This is a genomic window from Sinorhizobium terangae (genome assembly GCF_029714365.1).
Taxonomy (GTDB): domain Bacteria; phylum Pseudomonadota; class Alphaproteobacteria; order Rhizobiales; family Rhizobiaceae; genus Sinorhizobium; species Sinorhizobium terangae.
The window spans coordinates 2,724,960-2,745,305 of sequence record NZ_CP121659.1; the positions used below are offsets into that span (position 1 = coordinate 2,724,960).

General features: G+C 61.0%; 17 protein-coding genes. 6 read left to right on the top strand and 11 right to left on the bottom strand.

The window, feature by feature from the left end:
* Nucleotides 1–21: 21 nt before the first annotated feature.
* The 4 genes from QA637_RS13035 to QA637_RS13050 all read right to left on the bottom strand — a co-directional run bounded on the left by QA637_RS13035 (nt 22) and on the right by QA637_RS13050 (nt 4,186).
* Nucleotides 22–750: an SDR family oxidoreductase gene (locus QA637_RS13035; RefSeq protein ID WP_153441802.1), complete on the bottom strand. Its 729-nt coding sequence runs from the start codon at nt 748–750 to the stop codon at nt 22–24.
* 28 nt (nt 751–778) lie between these two features.
* Nucleotides 779–2,041: a sugar ABC transporter permease gene (locus tag QA637_RS13040; protein WP_153441803.1), complete on the bottom strand. Its 1,263-nt coding sequence runs from the start codon at nt 2,039–2,041 to the stop codon at nt 779–781.
* Nucleotides 2,038–2,859 (bottom strand): ATP-binding cassette domain-containing protein, encoded by an 822-nt coding sequence (locus tag QA637_RS13045; protein ID WP_153441804.1) that lies wholly within the window; start codon nt 2,857–2,859, stop codon nt 2,038–2,040. Before QA637_RS13045 ends, QA637_RS13040 begins: the two co-directional genes overlap by 4 nt.
* Before the next feature lie 280 nt (nt 2,860–3,139).
* Nucleotides 3,140–4,186 (bottom strand): ABC transporter substrate-binding protein, encoded by a 1,047-nt coding sequence (locus tag QA637_RS13050; protein ID WP_283061666.1) that lies wholly within the window; start codon nt 4,184–4,186, stop codon nt 3,140–3,142.
* 326 nt (nt 4,187–4,512) lie between these two features.
* Between QA637_RS13050 and QA637_RS13055 the strand changes: the two genes are divergently transcribed.
* Nucleotides 4,513–5,532, top strand: a complete 1,020-nt coding sequence (locus QA637_RS13055) for a LacI family DNA-binding transcriptional regulator (RefSeq protein ID WP_283061668.1) — start codon at nt 4,513–4,515, stop codon at nt 5,530–5,532.
* A 55-nt stretch (nt 5,533–5,587) separates the two neighbouring features.
* Here QA637_RS13055 and QA637_RS13060 read toward each other — a convergent pair whose 3' ends face one another.
* Genes QA637_RS13060 through QA637_RS13070 form a run of 3 tightly spaced genes read right to left on the bottom strand, consistent with a single transcriptional unit; the run spans nt 5,588 to nt 8,035 of the window.
* Nucleotides 5,588–7,420, bottom strand: coding sequence for a carbamoyltransferase family protein (locus QA637_RS13060; protein WP_184108984.1), 1,833 nt, complete (start codon nt 7,418–7,420; stop codon nt 5,588–5,590).
* Between the two features lie 13 nt (nt 7,421–7,433).
* Nucleotides 7,434–7,583, bottom strand: coding sequence for a DUF5989 family protein (locus QA637_RS13065; protein WP_153441807.1), 150 nt, complete (start codon nt 7,581–7,583; stop codon nt 7,434–7,436).
* 20 nt (nt 7,584–7,603) lie between these two features.
* Nucleotides 7,604–8,035: an SxtJ family membrane protein gene (locus QA637_RS13070; RefSeq protein ID WP_153441808.1), complete on the bottom strand. Its 432-nt coding sequence runs from the start codon at nt 8,033–8,035 to the stop codon at nt 7,604–7,606.
* A gap of 114 nt (nt 8,036–8,149) precedes the next feature.
* Here QA637_RS13070 and QA637_RS13075 point away from each other — a divergent pair, with 114 nt between their 5' ends.
* The 4 genes from QA637_RS13075 to QA637_RS13090 all read left to right on the top strand — a co-directional run bounded on the left by QA637_RS13075 (nt 8,150) and on the right by QA637_RS13090 (nt 11,919).
* Nucleotides 8,150–8,368, top strand: coding sequence for a hypothetical protein (locus QA637_RS13075; protein ID WP_153441809.1), 219 nt, complete (start codon nt 8,150–8,152; stop codon nt 8,366–8,368).
* Nucleotides 8,369–8,832: 464 nt separating this feature from the next.
* Complete coding sequence (locus tag QA637_RS13080; protein ID WP_234913259.1) at nt 8,833–10,467, top strand: sensor histidine kinase; 1,635 nt, start codon at nt 8,833–8,835, stop codon at nt 10,465–10,467.
* A complete protein-coding gene (locus QA637_RS13085) occupies nt 10,428–11,099 on the top strand; it encodes a response regulator transcription factor (RefSeq protein ID WP_153441811.1) in 672 nt (223 codons plus the stop codon). Before QA637_RS13080 ends, QA637_RS13085 begins: the two co-directional genes overlap by 40 nt.
* A 343-nt stretch (nt 11,100–11,442) precedes the next feature.
* Nucleotides 11,443–11,919, top strand: coding sequence for a hypothetical protein (locus QA637_RS13090; RefSeq protein WP_153441812.1), 477 nt, complete (start codon nt 11,443–11,445; stop codon nt 11,917–11,919).
* A 93-nt stretch (nt 11,920–12,012) separates the two neighbouring features.
* Here the strand turns inward: QA637_RS13090 and QA637_RS13095 are convergent, their stop codons facing one another.
* Together QA637_RS13095 and QA637_RS13100 are read right to left on the bottom strand one after the other, a co-directional pair.
* A complete protein-coding gene (locus tag QA637_RS13095) occupies nt 12,013–14,988 on the bottom strand; it encodes an NAD(P)-dependent oxidoreductase (protein ID WP_153441813.1) in 2,976 nt (991 codons plus the stop codon).
* Between the two features lie 220 nt (nt 14,989–15,208).
* A complete protein-coding gene (locus QA637_RS13100) occupies nt 15,209–16,216 on the bottom strand; it encodes a GlxA family transcriptional regulator (RefSeq protein ID WP_283061674.1) in 1,008 nt (335 codons plus the stop codon).
* A gap of 148 nt (nt 16,217–16,364) precedes the next feature.
* Between QA637_RS13100 and QA637_RS13105 the strand changes: the two genes are divergently transcribed.
* A complete protein-coding gene (locus tag QA637_RS13105; RefSeq protein WP_153441814.1) occupies nt 16,365–17,390 on the top strand; it encodes a GlxA family transcriptional regulator in 1,026 nt (341 codons plus the stop codon).
* A gap of 142 nt (nt 17,391–17,532) precedes the next feature.
* Here QA637_RS13105 and QA637_RS13110 read toward each other — a convergent pair whose 3' ends face one another.
* Both QA637_RS13110 and sucD read right to left on the bottom strand, forming a co-directional pair.
* On the bottom strand, nt 17,533–19,125 hold the full coding sequence (locus QA637_RS13110; protein WP_283061676.1) for a BCCT family transporter: 1,593 nt from the start codon (nt 19,123–19,125) through the stop codon (nt 17,533–17,535).
* 319 nt (nt 19,126–19,444) lie between these two features.
* Nucleotides 19,445–20,344: a succinate--CoA ligase subunit alpha gene (gene sucD / locus QA637_RS13115; protein WP_153441816.1), complete on the bottom strand. Its 900-nt coding sequence runs from the start codon at nt 20,342–20,344 to the stop codon at nt 19,445–19,447.
* Nucleotides 20,345–20,346 lie beyond the last annotated feature (2 nt).

The following is a 20,346-nucleotide window of genomic DNA, read 5'->3' on the forward strand; positions in this document are numbered from 1 at the left end:
GCCTCGCGCCGTCGAAGGTAATCAGAGATCAACGCTGTTGGGCAGGATCACCAGATCGCGGATCGTCACGTTGCGCGGACGCGTCAGCATGAAGAGCACCGCATCCGCCACTTCCTTCGGCTGCATGAGGCTGCCGTTGGCAAGCGCTTCTTCCATCTTCGCCTTCGGCCAGTCGTCGAGCAGCGCAGTTACCACCGGCCCGGGCAACACCGCCCCGACGCGCACGCCATGCGGCGCCACCTGTCGCCGCGTGCTGTGCACGAACGCCTGCACGGCAAATTTCGATGCCGTGTAGATCGGCTCCCAGACGACGGGGACGACGCCCGCAATCGAGCTCGTGAAGAGAATATCGCCCGATTTCTGTTGGATCATGTAGGGCAGCACCGCATGCACGGAGCGGAACGCCGCATTGATGTTGAGATTAAGCATCCGGTCCCAAGCGTCCGGATCCCCCTCAGCCACCGGACCACCGATATAGGCGCCGGCATTCGCGTGGAAGACGTCGAGCTTCCCGGCGATATCGAGGATTCGCGGCAGCATGCCGGAGACTTCGGCGGGCTTGAGAAGATCGACGACCAGCGGCAGGGCGTTTTCACCGAGTTCGGCGCAGAGCTGTTCCAGTTTGTCCTGCGCACGATCGACGAGAACGACCTTCGCCCCTTCCGCAAGCAACGTGCGGGCGCATTCCAGACCGATGCCCGATGCCGCGCCTGTGATGGCGGCGACTTTGCCTTTCATGAGGTCAGCCATTTTTGAAACTCCATTCCAATAGATTGGATCACGCGCGTCCGTGGCTGACACGGGAACGACGGGCCAACGAGTCGACGATGACAGCGATTGCCAGAACGCCGCCGGTGATCATGTAGCGGAGCGACGAGCTCAGATTGAGCAGCGTCAGACCATTCGAGATTGCCTGGATGACGATGATGCCAAGCAGAGCCGAATAGGCGCTGCCACGCCCGCCGAAGAGGCTGGTGCCGCCGATGACCGCAGCCGCGATCGCGTTGAGATTGACGTCGCCCGTGCCGGCCTGCTGGCTCGAGGAGGCAAGGCGCGATGCCGACAGGATGCCGCCGAGCGTGGCAAGTGTGGAGCAGAGCACGAAGGCGCTCATGTAGATGCGGCGCACGTTGATGCCCGACCGCCGCGCGGCCTCCCGGTTCCCACCGACCGCGAACATCGACCGGCCCCACTTCGTACGCGTCAGCGCGTAGTTCAGGATCACCGCAAGGGCGACGAACAGGCCGAACATCCACGGTACCCCGCGGCCGAGATTGAGGTAGAAGACTGCCACTTCAAGCGCGACCGTGAGTACGACCGCCTTGATGATGAGCGCGCCGAGCGGCTGGGAGGAGAGGTTCGCCGCCTGCCGTTGGCGCATCGTGCGCATGCCCTTGCCGATCATCACGAGACCCGGCACCAGCGCCAGCGCGTGGGAAAGCCAGTCCGGCATGATCAATATTTGTCCGAAGCGGACGAGCGGGGAAGCGTATGGCAGGTTGATCGAACCGGTCGGCCCCAGGATATAGAGCTGCATGCCGAGCAGCGCGAGAAGACCAGCGAGCGTCGCAATGAAGCTCGGCATCCCGAGCCGGTTGTAGAGGGTTGCGTAGATCAGTCCGACCACGACACCGACCAGAAGCGCCGCGAATATCGCCGCGGCGATCGGCCAGCCGGAGTTCACCCACAACACCCCGACCATCGCCGAGGCCAGTCCGCTCATGGAGCCGACCGAAAGATCGATTTCGCCCAACACCAGCACGCAAATGATGCCGAGCGAAATCACGCCTACGGTGGCGCAATCGAAGAGCAGGTTCACGAGGTTGTTGGGGGCAAGAAAGACCGGATTGAGGGCCGAAAAGATGACCGAGATCACAATGAGGCCTACCGCGACCGGCAGCATGCCGAGATCGCCGGACCGCACGCGATCAATGAACCCCCACACCATGTCGAGGATCCCCTCGTCATGGCGCACACGTTCATCGCTGCGGTCGAGCCTCGGCTGGGTCTGGACGGCGGCGTTCGAAGGATTCTGGCTCATGCGGGTCCTCCGCTCTGCTCATTGACGAGGCCGGTCTTGCGGTCGAGCCGGCGCGAAACGGCGTTCTCCGTGGCACCGGTGATCGCGGTGACGAGGTCATGGTTGGACGCATCCGGCAGGAAGACGCCGTTGTTGCGTCCAAGCCGCAGCACGACGATGCGATCCGCCACCGCGCGCACGTCTTCCATGTTGTGGCTGATGATGATCACGCCGAGCCCGCGGTCACGGACGCGTTCGATCAGGTTGAGGACTTCGGCGGTCTGGGCGACGCCGAGTGCCGCCGTCGGCTCATCGAGCATGATGAGCTTTGGATCCAGGAGCAGCGAGCGCGCGATCGCCACCGTCTGGCGCTGACCGCCGGAGAGCGACGCGATCGGCTGGCGGACGGACGGGATACGCGCGGCCAGCTCCCGCAGAAGCGTCCAGGCGCGCACTTCCATCGCGACTTCGTCGAGTTGCCAGGGGGCCAGTTCGTGGCCGAGAAACAGGTTTGCGACGACATCGAGATTTTCGCACAGCGCCAGGTCCTGGAAGACGGTCGCTATCCCGAGGCCAAGCGCCTTTGCAGGATTGTCGAGCGTCACGCCTTCGCCGCAGAACTCGATCGTGCCCGCGGACGGTTGATGCACGCCGGCGAGGATCTTGACGAGCGTCGACTTGCCGGCGCCGTTGTCTCCCACCAGCGCGACGACTTCGCCGGCGTTGACGTCAAGTTCAATGTCGGTGAGTGCGGATACGGCGCCAAAATTCTTGGATATGCCGCGAAGACGCAGCACAGGCTCACCTTTCACGGGAGCACTCTTGATATCGCGTGTCATCGCCTTTCGACCTTTCGACTACAGCGCCGCGCGTTTTGTCAGAGGCGCAAATGACGCTGTAACTCTCTGAATTGCTGCATGTATCCACCCTTAAATCGGACGCGATCTAAGGAAACATGCAGTGGGGCGGGATCAAGGAAACGACGAGCGATCCGCCACGCATCCCGCTCCAAGTTGCTAGAATCCATCACGGCCATGATCTTGGGTCGACCAAAATCATCGTGATCTCGGAGATGTGTTCGGCCGCGCGTCGCGACCGAACACGACAGCAGTCAGAGTCTCAGTTCATGATGCCGAGTTTGCGGCAACCTTCAACATATTCGCCAGTGCAGATCTCTTCCGGCGTGTTGATCTTCTTGTCGAAGATCTCGGCCTTGATGTTTTCGGCCGTGACCACCGCTGGAGTGAAGAGCTGCGAGGGCGTTTCATACAGCTTGTGGGTCGCTTCCGGGGTTTCGCCCTTGATCAGCTTCACGGCGACATTGGCGGCAGCCGCCGCTACGATCTCTGAAGGCTTCGAGATCGTGTTGTACTGATCGCCGGAAATGACCAGTTGCAGGGCCGCAATCGTCGCATCGTTGCCAGTGACCGGGGGGACCGGCTTGACGCCTGCCGCCTTGAGAGCGGCGATCGCACCACCGCCGGTTCCGTCGTTAGCGGCGACGATGCCCTTGATCTGGTCGCCGAAGCGGGTGATCTGACCGGCGGTCCATTCCTGCGCCTTCGGCGGCGCCCAATCCGGCGTATCGTACTCGGCGAGCGTCTTGTAGCCGGATGCGTCGAGGGCGGAATCGATGCCGTCGCGAATGAGGCCGGCGGCCGCGTCGGTCGGCGAACCGTTGATCTGCAGCACGCCGGAACCTTCCGGAACGCCGGATGCCTTCAGGTGGTCGACGAGCGACTGCGCGATCGAGCGGCCGATGCCTTCATTGTCGAACGAAACGTAATAGTCCGCCGGCTTGTCCGGGATTGGACGGTCGTAGGCGATCACCTTGACATCCTGGGAATGGGCGATTTCGACGAGCGCGGCAGCCGCGGCGGAATCGACCGGATCGAGCACGACAACCTTGGCGCCCTGAGCGACCGCGGAGTTGAACTGCTGCTGCTGAAGCGCCACGTCCGCATTGGCGTTCTGGTAGATGACGGTGCAGTCGGGGCAGAGCTTCTCCATCTCCGCCTTGAAGCCTGGATAGTCATGCTCCTCGTAGCGGGTCGAAGCCTGGTCCGGCATCAGGAAGGCAACAGTGGCCGATTCCTGCGCAACGGCGGCGCTGCTGAGCGACACGGCAAGGCCGGTCGAGGCAAGCAAGTAATAGATCGTCTTCATAAGTTTCCTCCAAGGTTGATTTTCGCCGGCGTCCTGAAGCTTTTGAAGGGCGACACCCCCAAGATATCGCGCCCAAGATATCGCGAAGTCGTCCGGCGATAAAATTCGGACGGCTTTTGTGGGCCCGTCAGGGCGCAGCCGGTCGCTCGCCGCAGCGAACACCGCGGCGTTTGATTTTTTGATTTTCTGTCTGACTCCTCCCTGCCCAGCTTTTATTGAAACTGGCGGCTTCATCGATTGCGCTCGCTTGCTCAATCGATGAAGCACAATTGCCACTTAACGCCTTTGATGTCAAGGTGGCCTCCGAAAATGGGAGATCAAAATTCGTGAAGCGTAGCATTCCGACGAAAAGGACGACGATCTACGACCTGGCCGAATTGGCCGGGACCTCGGCGAGCGCGGTGAGTGCAGTGCTGAACGGGAACTGGAAGAAGCGCCGTATCAGCAGCCAACTGGCCGAGAAGATCACCCGGCTCGCCGAGGAACAGGGGTATGCGCTAAACATGCAGGCGAGCGTGCTCAGGCGCGAGCGATCGAAAATAATCGGCATGATCGTCCCGAAGTACGACAACCGCTACTTCGGCTCGATCGTCGAACAGTTCGAGGCCATGGCCCGCGAGAGAGGTCTTTTCCCAATCATCACCTGCACGCGGCGCGATCCCGCACTGGAAATCGAAGCCGCGCGCGCCATGCTCTCCTATCAGGTGGACTGCCTGATCGCGACCGGCGCGACCGATCCGGATCGCATCGCCGACATCTGTTCGGCCGCCGGCGTGCGCGCCGTAAACCTTGACCTGCCGGGTTCGCGTGTTCCGTCGATCATCTCGGACAATTTCGCCGGCGCGCTCGAACTGACGCGGCGTGTACTTCAGAACTGCGAGCGAGAGTTCGGTGAAAAGGCGCCGCTGCTCTTCGTCGGCGGGCGCGGCACCGACCACAACACATCGGAACGCGTAAGAGGATTTCGCGTCGCCCATGCCGAAGCGGGCGTGGCGGTTGACGAGGCGCTGGTGCTCACCTGCGGCTACGCGCCTGAAAAGGCCGAGAACGCCATGAAGGCGATCGCGGAAAAGGTCGGAACACTGCCGCGCGGCATGTTCGTTAATTCCACCATTTCACTTGAAGGCGTGATGCGCTGGATCCGTCGCTCCGGCCACTATGCCGACCGGATGCCGCACCTTGGCTGCTTCGACTGGGATCCCTTCGTGGCCATGCTCGGCGACCACATCGAAATGGTTCGCCAGGACGTTCCGAAAATGCTCGACGCGGTCTTCGAGATCATCGACTCCGGCGCATCGGAGCTGAAGGTGATTCAGGTTCCGCCGATCGTCGAGCAGACGGGGTAAACACGGGAGTTTTCGACGCCCCAATCCTTTGGAAGGACCTGCAGTTTCGATCCCGCTAGTCGAGCTCGAACTGTTCCTTGTAGTCCTTGCGCAGACGCTCGGGCTGGTCTTCCTTCTTCAGCATGCAGTTCCCGACGACGAGCCGTTCGATCTCCGTGCCCATGAAGCATCGGAACGCATCTTCCGGCGTGCAGACGATCGGCTCTCCGCGCACGTTGAAGCTGGTGTTGACGAGGACTGGGCACCCGGTGCGAGCCTTGAAGGCTGTCAGCAGATCCCAGTAGCGAGGGTTGGTTTCGCGATGCACCGTCTGGATGCGCGCCGAGTAGTCGACGTGGGTGACAGCAGGGATCTCTGATCTCGGCACATTCAGCAAGTCGATGCCGAACAACTGCTCCTGCGGACGATTGGCATGCAGCCTGCGGCTCTCCAATACGTCGGCGACGAGCAGCATATAGGGGCTGTCGGCATCGAGATCGAACCAGTCCGCCACGTCCTCGCGGCGAACCGAGGGAGCAAAGGGGCGAAAACTCTCCCGGTATTTGACCTTCAGATTGAGCGTCTTCTGCATCGTCGGCGAGCGCGGATCACCGAGGATCGAGCGCCCTCCGAGCGCGCGGGGACCGAACTCCATGCGCCCCTGCATCCAGCCGACAGCCTTTTCCTCCACGAGGGCCTCGACCGTGTCTGCCGTGATTTCGTCGTCGGACAGGACCCTGTAGGCCGCGCCGGCGGCAGTCAGGCGCTGTTCGATCTCACCCTGTCCGTAGCTCGGACCGAGATAGGCCCCGGCCATGCTGTCCCCGCCGTTTGTGGCGCGGGGCTTGCTGAGATAGTCATGCCATACGGCGAGCGCCGCACCCAGGGCGCCGCCTGCGTCGCCGGCGGCCGGCTGTATCCAGATGTCGTCGAAAAGACCTTCCTTGAGGAGCTTGCCATTGGCAACGCAGTTGAGCGCGACACCGCCCGCCAGGCAAAGGTTCTTTTCATTGGTCTCCCGCTTCGCGAACCGCGCGAGCCGCAGGACGACCTCTTCCGTGACGCTCTGGATCGATGCCGCCAGGTCCATTTCGCGCTGTGTAAGCGGGGATTCCGGCTTGCGCGGTTCACCGCCGAACAGGCGATGGAAGGCCGGCGACGTCATCGTGAGACCGGTGCAATAGTCGAAGTAGCGCTGATCGAGCCGGAACGAGCCATCCTCCTTGAGGTCGATGAGATGGTCGAGGATGGTCTGGGTGAAGCGTGGCCGGCCATAAGGCGCGAGCCCCATGAGCTTGTACTCGCCGGAGTTCACCTTGAAGCCGGTGTAATAGGTGAAGGCGGAATAGAGCAGGCCGAGCGAATGGGGGAAATGGATTTCCTTCAATATTTCAAGGTGATTGTCGCAGCCATGACCGAGGGATGTCGTGCACCACTCGCCGACGCCATCCATGGTCAATACCGCGGCCCTTGGGAAAGGAGCAGGAAAGTACGCGCTCGCAGCGTGCGCCAGGTGATGCTCGGTAAAGAGCAGCGAACCCGCCCATTCCTTCACACCCGCAAGCCTGCCCAGATCCTTGCGAAGGAGCTTCTTTTGAAACAGCTTCTCCTTGATCCATATCGGCATCGCAAGCTTGAATGAACGAAACCCTCTGGGGCTGGTCGCAAGGTAGGTCTCGAGAAGCCGCTCGAATTTCAGGAACGGCTTATCGTAAAACACGACATGATCGATATCGTTCATGCCGCAGCCTGCTTCCGCCAGGCAGTATTCTATCGCCCGCGCAGGAAAACTCGGGTCGTGCTTCTTTCGAGTGAAGCGTTCCTCCTGCGCGGCCGCGACAACGCGGCCATCTTCAACCAGAGCCGCCGCGCTGTCGTGATAAAAGGCGGAAATACCCAGAACGCGCACGAGGGACCCCGCATCAGAACAGAGTATAGATGAACGGGGCAACAGCGGTGCCCTGCGTGAGGACCACCAGCGTTCCAAAAACGGTCACCATGATCAGGATCGGAAGCAACCAGAACTTCTTTCGGTTGCCCATATAGGCGAAAAGCTCCTGGACGAATTCCATCTCTTCCTTCCTCTCGAAAATTAATATTGGTTGCGCATCGTCGCCGGCGCCGGCTCGTTTGGGGACCTCGGTTTCCAGTATGTGCTCGCGCTGCGGTCGAATGCCGGCGCCAAGGGGTCGTGGCCCCGTAATCGCATCAGAATCCCGATCGGAATGAATGTGGTTACGTAGATGAGCAGCATCACGACCGGATTGACCACCTTGAACAGGAGCAGGCCGAGTTTGGTCCAGAGCCGGTTCGCGGTGGTCAAAGTGTCGGGAGCCAGGTATGCCAGGACGACGAGCGCAATTCCCACCGAGCCAAGCCCAATGGTCAGTAGGGTGGCCTGCTCCGCCAGCCACCACCTTAAAAGTGCAAGGCAGGAAAGAATTCCGCCGACGGTATAGCCGAAGCTACGGTTGGACGGTCCCTCCGGAATGTTTTCTATGATCGGTTCATGCGACGCGCTCATTGCTACTCACCCCAATCAAGCGCCGGGCATCAAACTGAATTCGAGGGCGATAACCCCTCACAATCGCTTTAAATTCATGGCCGACTACAGCAACAGCAGTTGGGGCCGGTCAATATGCCGTTGGATATAGAAGCGGCTTGCGAGCAGCAAGATGGGCATCATTCGATGCTCCTTGGCGGCACATCTGCAACCGATGAAAGCATAGAAAGAATTGGATTTTCACATATCAGCCAGCGTTACGTTCGCCCCAGACTTTTGGTATTCGCAACAGAATTCTTGCCGCTGATATTGCTGAACATCATTGAGCCTGCATGGCCGGTTGCTGACCAATGAAAAATTCAATCGCACCAGAAGGAAACCGGATCGACGGATCCATATGACCAGCGGTATATTGGCAGTCATCCAATTTAGCTTATCCCAGCCCTAATGCATGCTCGCGCCATCAAGAGACGGGGCGATTTTAAAAGACTAGTTTTGCTGCCGCAGCCGGCAGATACCTCTTTTGACAGGAAATATCTGGATTAGTTCATTCTTGGGTGGCCGCTTTGATGCGGAACAGTTCGGCCAACATAAGCGCTTCAATCGAAGCGGCTCTAAGGGGGTGTACAACGGCCATCCTCAGGACGTTCAATCTGTCAGATCGGCTGCGTATCGGCTATGGCCGCTCAGACGAACGGATCCCGAGCATGTCGCAGCGCGATCGCCACGCGAACGAGCGGGATGTCCCGCCGGGTCGCATGGTTTGGACGAACACCTTTCGTGCCCGATCGGACAAGGTGATCGCAATCGGCCGGATCATGCTGGCGGCCGGCAGCATCTGCATCGCATGGCTGGACTCGATGCAGGCGCCGTTGCCGCCCGAGCCCATGTACGCACTGCTCGTCGCATATTTCTGCTACGCCGTCATCGTTGCCATTCTGGCCTGGCGAACGGAGATTGCGACAGTACGCGGGACTTTCATACGCCACGTGATCGATATCCTGGCATTCGCCGCGTTCATGTCGATGACTGACGGCGCGTCGAGCCCCTTTTTCGTGCTCATCCCTTTCACGCTGTTGTCTGCGACCTTGCATTGGAGATGGCGGGGTGCGTTCTGGAGCGGGCTCGTCTGCCTGCTGATCCTGCTGTATCTCGGATACTTCGATACACGTGATCTGTTCGATCCGGACGCTGATACGACGACGAATGTTTCGAGGCTTCTGTTCATCTTCGTCGCGGCGGTACTGCTCATCTGGCTTGGGGCTCACCAGGAGGCGGTGCGCGCCGAACTGTTGAGATTGGTTCAAAGAACCCCTGCCCTCCCTCAGGGCCGTGAGTGGCCCGCTGCCGCTGCGCTGGAGTATGCCGCACATGTGATGTTGGTTAAGCGCGCTCTGCTGATCTGGAGCGACGGCGAAGAGCCGTGGACATATGTGGCATTATGGAAAAACGGGGTCTGCAAGGTCACGCAGATGCCTCCAGACGCTTTTGAATTCTGGACCGACAAAACTCTGCAGCAACGCAGCCTGTTGATTTCCGACGCCGCACGGGGCCGCCTTCTGGTTCACAAAGGTGACGGTCGATTCGACTGGTGGACCGGCGAGCGGCCGCCGCTCTCCCCTGCACTTGTCGATACGTTTTCGTTGACTTCCGCCGTCTCCGTACATTTCGAGGTCGGCGACCTGCAGGCTCGCCTTTTTCTGCTCGAGCCGCCGGCGCTGACGCTTGACGACGTCGCAATCACCGAAATCATAGCCGATCGCATCAAGGCGCTTTTCGAACAAGCAATGCTGGTTCGTCGGCTCAGCGACGAGGCGGCCGTCGAGGAACGCATTCGCATCGGCCGCGATCTTCATGATGGTGTTCTTCAAACACTGGCAGGTACCGCCTTGCAGCTTCAGTCTCTGCGGCCGATGGGACAGCAACCGCCGGACGACTTGGAGGAGCGCTTGACCGCAATCCAGTCGATGCTTGTCGACGAGCAGCGCGAGCTTCGCACCTTCATCCGGGCGCTTGAACCCGGGCGCGAGCATGGAAACGCTGCGGAAGTACAATTGGAGCATCAATTCGCAGTATTGGCCGATCGGCTCATGCTGCAATGGCAGATCGATGTTGATGTCGCGCTCGATCCGGCCAAGGTCAGGCTTCCGATGGGTTTGACTTACGAATTGGCCCGCATGACATCGGAGGCGACAGCCAACGCTGTGCGGCACGGGCACGCGCAAAAGGTCAGGATCAAACTGCGGACGGACAGGGAAGCAATCACACTGACTGTGGACGACGACGGGGTCGGCTTTGGCTTCGGCGGCCGTGTCGAGCATGCCGAGCTTGAACACAAGAAAATGGGCCCAAGAAGCTTGCGCGAGCGAACGGCCGCCCGTGGTGGAAGACTTTCAATTGATAGGATTGCGGAATGGACAAGAGTGATGATCATGCTTCCGATGCCGCGATAAATCTCCGCGTGATTGTCGTTGACGATCATTTGATCGTTCTTGACGGATTACGGCGTTTGATCGAGACCGTGCCGGGGTGGCAGGTCGTGGCGACATGTCAAAACGCCGTGCAGGCGCTTGATGTCCTGAATTCCGGTTCTGTCGACGTCGTCGTTCTCGACTTGCGAATGCCCGAGATGAGCGGCCTGGAGTTCGTGCGGCGCGTGCGGCGTGGCGTGACTATCGTGATCCTCACCGCGGATATCGGCGACGGCCAACTCGAGGAAGCAATGCAGCTAGGCGTCAGCGGCATCGTGCTGAAGGAACAAGCGCCTGTCGCGCTGTTGGATTGCATCAGAAAGGTCGTGGCCGGAGGCACTTATTTTCACGATCCAGCGCTGAAAGACGCACTCGATCGAATCCGTGAACAAGAGACCGAGCGCTCCCGAATTCTTGAAGCGTTGACGCAGCGCGAAATCGAGGTGTCTCGCCTTGCTGCGATGGGCATGCGCAGCAGGGAAATTGGTACGCAACTCGGCATTTCAACCGGCACAGTGAAGCTCCACCTTCACAGCATCTACAGCAAGCTCGGCATTTCGACGCGCGTGGAACTTGCCAATCTGTCAAAGAGACTGCAGCTCAATATTGAATGATCCGAAGCGCATTGAGCAAAACCGCTGATTTCGGAGAATTGATCTTCGACGTGGACGAATGCTCTCCAGGCGGCGGAGAATAAACTGGAATGGGCTTCGCATTCTCGGCATCTCGGCCCGGGTGTCACCAACGCGATTTTGCCCCATGAAAAATGAAAAAAGACGCGATGTGTATATCCATGGGAATATATTCGAACAACCGGCAATAGGTTAGAGTTCCTCGGTTTAATATCCGGGTCCCGGAACGATACAAATTTGGATTAGGTAATCGACGCCGCCGCTTTTTTGATCCATGCCCAAGGCGTTCCAAACGTGAAGCGTTCTTCTTTTTCGGGGAGCGACTATGCATGTACAAAATGTTATAGAGATTACGCAGACCGACGGCCTGCTGCCAGCGGCTGTGATCATTACTGCTTATCGGGCGAGCCGGTACGGGCTTGTGGTCTTCGTTCTGAACGACGTGGCGCCGGCGGCAATTGACGTGATTCTGGACCCGGTCGTCAGTACCATGCCCTTGTCTATCCCCGGCGTCCTCTATGTGCACATGTCCGACGAGGCCCGGGTCTGCCAGGCCGTGACTTCCGCGGAAACTGTTTATGCCGCGACGGAAGCTTTCCGCAATTTGGCAGTCGGCTACGGGGCCCCGCCCGGCAATATTCGTTCCGTCCTGACTTCCGAACTTTGGCCGAGGAAGCGGGTGCGGCTCACCAGTTCTGGCGAAGCGCGCGGACTCCCACCCATGAGACCGGCACCAACGAGAGCCGTTCTTTATCGAGCCTGTCGAACGCGACTACGCGACGGCGAAATCGCGCGCGCGTGACGCACCGAGCAACATTTTCACGATGGCCGCTCTGTCTAGATCCCGCGCGTCTTATCAGACGCGCGGGGACGCTGCTGAGAAGCGGCAGAAGCCTCACTCCTCCGCTGGTCCGTAGAGGCCGAGCCGGTCGAGCAACGCCTTCTGCCGGCCGGCATTTTCGACCAGCAGGCCGGTGTAGCGATCGATGATCCGGCTGCGATGGTCCGGATCGGAAACGGCGGAGAGCGCGCCGACGATCGCCGCGATCTTTTCCGAGGCCTGCCGCAGTTCCTCCAGCAGTTCCGCATTGCCGGCGACCTCGGAGACCGCCCGCTTGGTCACCCGACCGATGCCGCCTGGCGTGCGGCTTCCTGCTGAAACGTAACCCTCCGGAAGGTCGCCCTTGAGATTGGTGACCGTTTTGAAGCGGATGACGTCGAAGATCTGGTCGACCGCCTGCTTCGCACCGGTCACCCGCGACGGATGGTCGGTGTCGGCAGCCGCGTGCGGTAGCAGCTCGAGCTTGCCCTTGTGGCGCTCTTCGAGCGGCAGATAGGGCAGCATCGGCCCGCTGAGCTTGCCGGTCGCGGCGTTCTTGAAAAGGTCGGCATCAATGGCCGCATGCGCGATCTTGCCGGACGAGAGTGCCTCGTCGAGCGCCGCGGCATCGACAACCTCGCCCCGATCGTAGTTGACCAGCACCGCGCCGTCCTTCATCGCGCCGAGTACCTTGCCGTTGACGGTTCCGGCGTTGGAATAGACGCCGGTCGCCGCGTCCAGGCGGCCGAGACCGATATGGACGGAAAGCACGTCGGCGCCGGTCGCTGCTGCGACCGGACTTGCGGCGTAGTCGAAGCCTTCTGCCTCGATCCAGTGCTTGTGATGCTCGCGGGCATAGATCGCCACCTTCATGCCGAAGGCCTTGGCGAGCTTGGCGACTTCACGGCCGATATTGCCGTAGCCGAGAATGGCGATCTTGCGGCCCTCGAGCTTGGCGGTCGGAAAATCCTTGAGCTGGCGGCCGGTGTCGAAGTCGCCTTCGGCGACCATCCGGTGCAGCCTGTCGACCGGCAGATCGGGCAAGACCTTCAGGACCGCCTTCATCGCCATTTGCGCGGTCGCGCGGCTGTTGATGCCCGGCGTGTTCATGAGCGGCGCCTCACCGCCCTCTCCGTTGCCGCCGCCCCAGGAGGCCGAGCCCATGTTGCCGGTGCCGGCACCGATGCGCACGCCGCCGAGCGGGAAGACCGAGGCCTTCGGAATGAAGGTCGCGGCCGCGATCAGTGCGTCGTATTGGCCCTTGTCGGTCTGGGGCAGGATCTCCGCCTCGGTGCTGAGGTTCGGCTGGTAGAAGAAATGGATGCGGCCCTTCTCGAGCGCCGAGCGGTCGCCGAGCGGACCCAGATGGAAGACGCCGCCCTTTTCCTCGATATAGGCCTTGATCTCGCTGTGGTCCGGCTGGCCGTCGGCGCCGAAGCGCAGGCCGACCAGATCGGCGATCAGCACGGTGTAGGCGCGCGCAGGATCGTCCTTGCGGACGGCGCCGTCGGCTTTGGCCGGGGCCTCGAAACTGACGCCGTTCTTCGCCAGTTCCTCTTCGAGAACGACGATCTTGGCGCGCAGATAGGCGTATTGCAGGTTTTCCAGCAACGCGACGACATCTTCCGGCTCGCGGATCCCGCCGACCCAGGCGCGGTAGTCGCCGGGCGTGCCCGGGAAGGCATTGACGTAGCGGGCCGCATCGAGGCCGCGCTCGTATTCGCCATTCGGATGGGTAATTCCCTCATAGCCGAGCAGTTGCTTCGAACGGGCGATGATGCGGGCGTGGATGGCGGGATCGGTGATACCGTCGTCTTCGACCTTGAGCAGCGTCACCGCCGCGCCGCGCCGTTCGGCATCGGTGACCGTCAGCGACAGCAGCGGATGCGATGCGACCCATTCGTCGATGACCTTGCGGTTGGCGGCAGAGCGGCGGTTGAGCTCGACGACGGAGCCGACACGCGCCTCCGACTGCAAAAGGCCGAAGGTGGTCTCGGCAAAGGCGAGCGCGCTGTAGGTGTTGATGACGCCGCCAAGCATGCGGTCTTCGCCGGCATCGTAGAACGGGCCGGCATCGACGGAGCGCTTGGCCGAAAACGGCTGTCTGGGATCGATCGGCGGCGCGATCTTCAGCTGACGCGGGATCGCCCAGGCCGGGTCCTGCTGGTTCTTCTCGATCAATGCCAGGGCATACGGCGTGAAGGAGGCGACAAAATAGCCCGAAACCCCGCCGATCGCCTTCTGGAACGGCATGAAAAGGCAGCACTTCGCCATCACGGCGGCGACCAGTTCGGGCTCCCACGGCATGGCGCCGAGCATCGAGGTGGCATCGAACACCGCATGGCGGTTTGCCGGATCACCGTCGATCCAGCTCAAGAGTTCGCGGATCTCGCGGCTGGTATAGGCATTGGCCCCGGTCGTCTCGTGGCCGACACCGACGAAGATCGAGACGCCGAGGGCCGAGAGCTCTTCTGCCGACGGGATCACGCCTTCGGAGGCGGCGAAGTGGATGCGGCTCTCGCAGCCCTTTTCGGCGAAGCGCTGCATCTCGATCAGTTGGGTGGCCCAGGACTGGCGGAAGAAGCCCGCGGCCTTCGACGGATCGCTCTCCGGCCGCGGCGTATCGACATAGATGCGTTGGGAGGCGTCGTTGGCGTTCATCAGGTGCTGGACGCAGACCGTGAAGCCGCTGTGGCCACCACCGAGCCCGACCGCCATGCGGTTCGTCTTCGGAAAGCCGAAATAGCGATGGATCGCCCGCATCATGTCGGTCAGGATCTTGTCTGCCGGATAGCCGCGATGCATGCTGCGCGAGATCTCGGCGGTGGTGAAGCCGCCGATGTCGTTGCCCCTGTCGTCGAACTTGCGATACGTCTTCTCGATCCAGGCATCGAAGGCGAGGCGTCGCAGGCGGCTGTCCACTTCGTCGGTGGTCGCATCGGTGATCGGGCCGACGCCGAAGAACGGATTGGACGGCAGCTTCGGCGCGCCACCCTTCGTCAGTTCAAGTGCCTTCAGTCGCTGTTCCTGCATCTGCGCGATGTTCATCATGATCTGCCTATCTGTGTTCGAGGCCGGGAGGTGGCGCTGATAGTGGATCGAACACGTCAGAAAGAAGACCTCATATGCGTCGAACAGCACGCGGAATGCGTCATGGTTTCGCCGGTGGCGAGGGACTATTGCCGCGCTGGCGCTGACAGCGTATCGACGGACGCCGCGGCGGCTGCGTCCTATCGCCGGATCAGCACGTGCCTTCAGTCTCGCTGGTCATCTAAGACCCCAGGGATGCGCGGAAATTTTGCGGTGTGTTGGAAAACCGCCTGCGAAACATCCGGCTGAGATGGGATGAATCACAAAAGCCGCTTTCCGCCGCGACCATCGCAATCGACTTGTCGGTATTTTCAAGCATATGGCGCGCGAGCAAGAGCCTCATCTCGATGAACGCAGTCAGGGGTGAAGTTCCAAGCGCTTCCCTGAAATGCCGTTCAAGACACCGCTTACCGACTTTCAGGTTCCTTGCTATCTCGGAGACGGAGAGAGGCGTGTCCAGGCTTTGCTGCATCAGCAAAAGCGCCTTCCTGACAATTGGATCCTTGGTCCGGAAGCTGAGCGTCAGGCCGGGCTGCGGCGTTCCCCCGTCCTCCGCCTCGCTGATCATCATGATATTCAAGCTCTTCGTGGATTGAGCCTTGCCGATGTGCCTGTCGACCAGGAATGCCGCAAGGTGGGCCGTGCTCGTTCCGCCCGAGCAAGTGAGGCGATCGCGGTCGACCACGAAGATCTGGTCGGATATCGGCCTGAACCCGTCGAACTGCGAGAGAAAATCCTGATGGTGAAACCAGCTCACACAGCCTCGATAGCCCTCCATTAAACCGGCACGATGGAGGATGAACGTGCCGGTGCAGAGGCCGACCAGTGGCACCCCGGCCGCCGCGGCCTGCCGCAGGTAACGCTCTACCCGCTCGTCGGGCCGGTCCATTTCATCGATAAGGCCGCCGACCACCACGATATAGTCGAAGAGTTTGGGATTGCCGAAAACCTCGTGAGGCTGAACGGAGACACCGCAGCTAGCTGTGATCGGCCTCATGTCCGGGGCGACGACTTTCCATCGGCATTGAATTGGCCGACTACGGTCGCCTTCATCCGCCGCGAGGCGCAACACGTCCACGAAGTTGACGAAGGCACAGAGCGTAAATCGCTGCACCAGGACAAACCCCACCGTCAGGCGCGCATCCTGATCGCGCCGCACACTCCGCTGTGAAACGTCGTTTACAGCCATACTGTCTCATTTCTACTGCCGATATGACGCAATCATTCTTTTCAGATCCCCGACGCAAGTCAATATTTCAGGATAGGTCGCGGATTGGCCACAGTGCGACGCTGGGGGATACCCAAGCCATTCGGCCGTCGGAGGGGGAGGATTTTGGATGAGAATAGTGAGCGCTGAACAGCGTCTGTTTGCCTTCTACCTTGTGCCGGAATTCACGATGCTGGCGTTCTCCTCCGCGGTCGAGGCCTTGCGGCTGGCAAACGCCGTCGTCGGTTACGAAGCCTACTCCTGGCGCGTGGTCTCGTCCGACGGCGCCAAGGTGCGCGCGAGCTGCGGGCTCACGCTTGAAGCCGACAACTCGGTCGCGGTTGAACGCCAGCATCTCACCAGCCGCCTGCGTCCCTCGGTGTCCGTCATTTGCGGGGGAAAGCATGTGGAGCGCCACGTCGACCGTGCGGCCGATGCGTGGCTGCGCGAATGTCGCAATCGTGGCGTCGCTGTCGCGGGCCTGTGCACGGGCGCCCATATCCTGGCGAGAGCCGGACTGCTCGACGAGAGGAAATGTGCGATCCACTGGGAGAATCAACCCGGATTTGTCGAGCGCTTTGGCGCGGCAAACGCCAGCAGTGGAATCTACGAGGTCGACGGTAACATCTATACCTGCGCTGGCGGAGCTGCTTCCTTCGACATGATGCTCCACATCATCGGCCGCGATTTCGACGAGAGCGTTGTGAGCGGCATATGCGAACTCGCGCTTGTCGACCGCGTGCGGGACCCGGGGGAGCGGCAGCGCCTTCCCTTCGCCCAACGCGTTGGGGTTCGAGATCCCATTGTGCTGAAGCTGGTCGAGAAGATGGAGAAGAGCCTGACCGAACCGATGCAAGTGGAAGAGCTTACCTCTTCAATTGGACTTTCACGGCGCCAGGTCGAGCGGCTGTTTCGCAACGAGCTGCACTGTTCGCCGGCACGGTATTATTTGAAACTCCGCCTCGAGCGCGCCCAATTGCTGCTGGTACAGTCGACGATGCCTGTCGTGGAAGTCGCTATCGCCTGCGGCTTCGTGTCCGCTTCGCATTTCTCCAAGTGCTACCGCGAAACGTTTGGGTGTTCGCCGCAGGAAGCGCGGGGCCGCATCATGAGAATGCCTGCTGGGCGCCCAGACGAATGTGCGTCGGCCGCGTGACGCATCCCTGACCTCGCAGATCACCTCACGGCAAGTATTGCGACGGGCCTGACAGTCCCCACGGCCCTTTCGCCGTTTTGGGCAGTGTCCGCCTCTCTACCGTCGGCCCCTCCGGACCGACGGTGCAACTGGACGATCTCATTCACGACGCTGCTTCAGGTACAAGCTCGGACGCTTCGACATCTCCCGTGCCAGGCATCGCGGATGTCGGCACGGGGCGCCCCGCCCTTCCCTCCTCGGGCTCATCGAGAAGGGCGTGCCATAGCGAAAAGCAGAGCCCGATCATCACCAGCAGGAAAGGTGCGGCAGCGATAATCGATGCGGTCTGGAGGCCTTGAAGCCCGCCCATGACGAGAAGCACCGCGGCCGAGGCGCCGGCAAGGACACCCCAAAGGACGACAACGCCAGGCTTTGGCTCCAGCGTGCCGCGCGATGAGAGCATCCCCATTACGACCGCGCCTGCATCCGCGCCCGAGATGAAGAAGATCGCAACCAGGAAAATTGCGGTCAACGACGTCAGCCATGCAAATGGATACTGCGCCAGAAGGGTAAAGAGCGAAACTGCAGCGCCCTCCTTGGTAACGGCCTCGACAATCCCGCCGGCGCCGAAGAGTTCGGAATGGAGTGCCGTGCCGCCCATGATCGTGAACCAGATGAAGGTCACGCCGCTCGGGATCAGGATCACGCCGATCACGAACTCCTTGATCGTTCGGCCGCGCGAGATCCGCGCGATGAATACGCCGACGAAGGGCGCCCAGGATATCCACCAGGCCCAATAGAAGATCGTCCAGTTGCCGAGCCACTTGCCGTCGCTGAAGGCGGCCGTGCGCAACGACATGGACACGAGGTCGCTCAGATAGAAGCCCAATGATTCAGTGAACGTATTGAACATGAAGATCGTTGGCCCGATGCACACCAGGAATACCAGCAGCAGCATCGCGATGATCATGTTCATGTTGGAGAGGAACTGGATCCCCTTGCCGACGCCAGACACGGCCGAGAGTATGAACAGCACCGTCATGACACCGATGATCGCAAGCGCGATGGCATTGGAAACGCCCGTGCCCCAGAGAAAGTTCATGCCGCTGTTGATCTGCTGTGCGCCGAGACCGAGCGAGGTGGCGGTCCCGAACAGCGTTGCAATCAGCGCAAGCACGTCGATCGCCTTGCCGATCGGCCCGCTCGCCGCCTCGCCGAGAATCGGCGTGAAGGCAGCGGAAATCAGGTTCGATTTTCCCTTGCGGAAGGTGAAATAGGCGATCGCCAGGCCGACGACAGCGTAAATGGCCCAGGGATGCAGCGCCCAATGGAAATAGGAATATTTCATCGCAACAAGGGCCGCCTCGAGGGTCCTTGGCTCGGCCTGTCCGTGGGGCGGATCTGCAAAATGGTAGATTGGTTCTGCGACGCCCCAGAACATCAGGCCGATGCCCATTCCGACGCTGAACATCATGCAGATCCACGAGGCCGTGCGGAATTCCGGGCGCTCGTCGTCCTGTCCAAGCCGGATCTTGCCGAAGCGGCTCATCGCCAGAAACAGGGCGAAAACCACGAAGCCGGCAGAAGAAAAGACGAAGCTCCAGCCAAAGTCGGCGATGATTGCATCGAGAACCGTCTTCGAGACGGCGGACAGGCTTTCAGGGAATACCGTCCCCCAGCCGACAAATCCCAGGATGATGAACATGGCCGGCCAGAATACGGCCGGGTCGATCCCACTCGGTCGTGATCGCTCCATTTTTACTCCTCCCACAGCGCCGCACGTTCTGTCAGGTTCGCAGGGCGCCGTAACACTTTGAATTGCTGCATGTTTTTCCTGAACCGGTTAGGATTCAGCGAAACATGCGGTCGTTAACCTCCAGGCTACCGATGGCGAATTCGCCATTCATAAGGTCCCGTGCCGTGGATTGCGGCTCGATATGCGGCAGAACCGCGACGTTTTTGACATCCATCTGGGGACCCGCAGCCGGTGAGCGTCCCTGCCCGAAGCGCACGGCAAGCGCGCGCTCCACCTCTCCCGGTCAGGGACGAGTCACCGGCATGCCGGGTCTCTGCAATCACGCAGCCTTGGTCATGGCGGCCAATACGTCCGCCACCGTTTCGCCGAACGACGATGGCGTCGGCACGATCGTGACGCCCGCACCCTTGAGGATCTCGACCTTTTCCTGGGCCGATTCCCCGAAGGCGGAGATGATCGCGCCGGCATGGCCCATGCGGCGGCCCTTCGGTGCTGAAAGGCCGGCGATATAGGCGATCAGCGGCTTCTTCATGTGGTCCCGCGCCCAAAGCGCTGCCTCCGCTTCCTGAGGGCCACCGATCTCGCCGATCATCAGGACCGCATCGGTGTCGGGATCTTTCTCGAAGAGTTCCAGCATGTCCTTGAAGGAGGATCCGTTGACCGGGTCGCCGCCGATGCCGACCGATGTCGACACGCCGATGCCCAGCGCCTTCATCTGGCTTGCCGCCTCATAGCCGAGCGTGCCGGATCGGCCGACGATGCCGATGCGGCCCGGCAGGTAGATCGAACCCGGCATGATGCCCATGAGCGCCTCGCCGGGCGTGATCATGCCGGCGCAGTTCGGGCCGATCAGCGTCATGCGATCCTCAAAGCGATAACGCCTCATATATCGTTTGACCCTGGTCATGTCCTGGGAGGGAATGCCATCGGTGATGCAGACGCAGAGCCGAATACCGGCGTCCGCCGCCTCCATGATGGAGTCGGCAGCAAAGGGCGGCGGCACGAACACGATCGAAGCCTCCGCGCCGGTCTCCTGCACTGCGCCCTTCACTGTATTGAAGACCGGCAAGCCGAGATGGGTATGGCCCCCCTTTCCGGGGGTCACGCCGCCGACGACATTGGTGCCGTAGCGCTTCATGTCTTCGGCGTGGAAGCTGCCGATCTTGCCGGTGAAGCCCTGCACGATGACGGGGGTGTTCCTGTCGAGAAGAATGGACATGT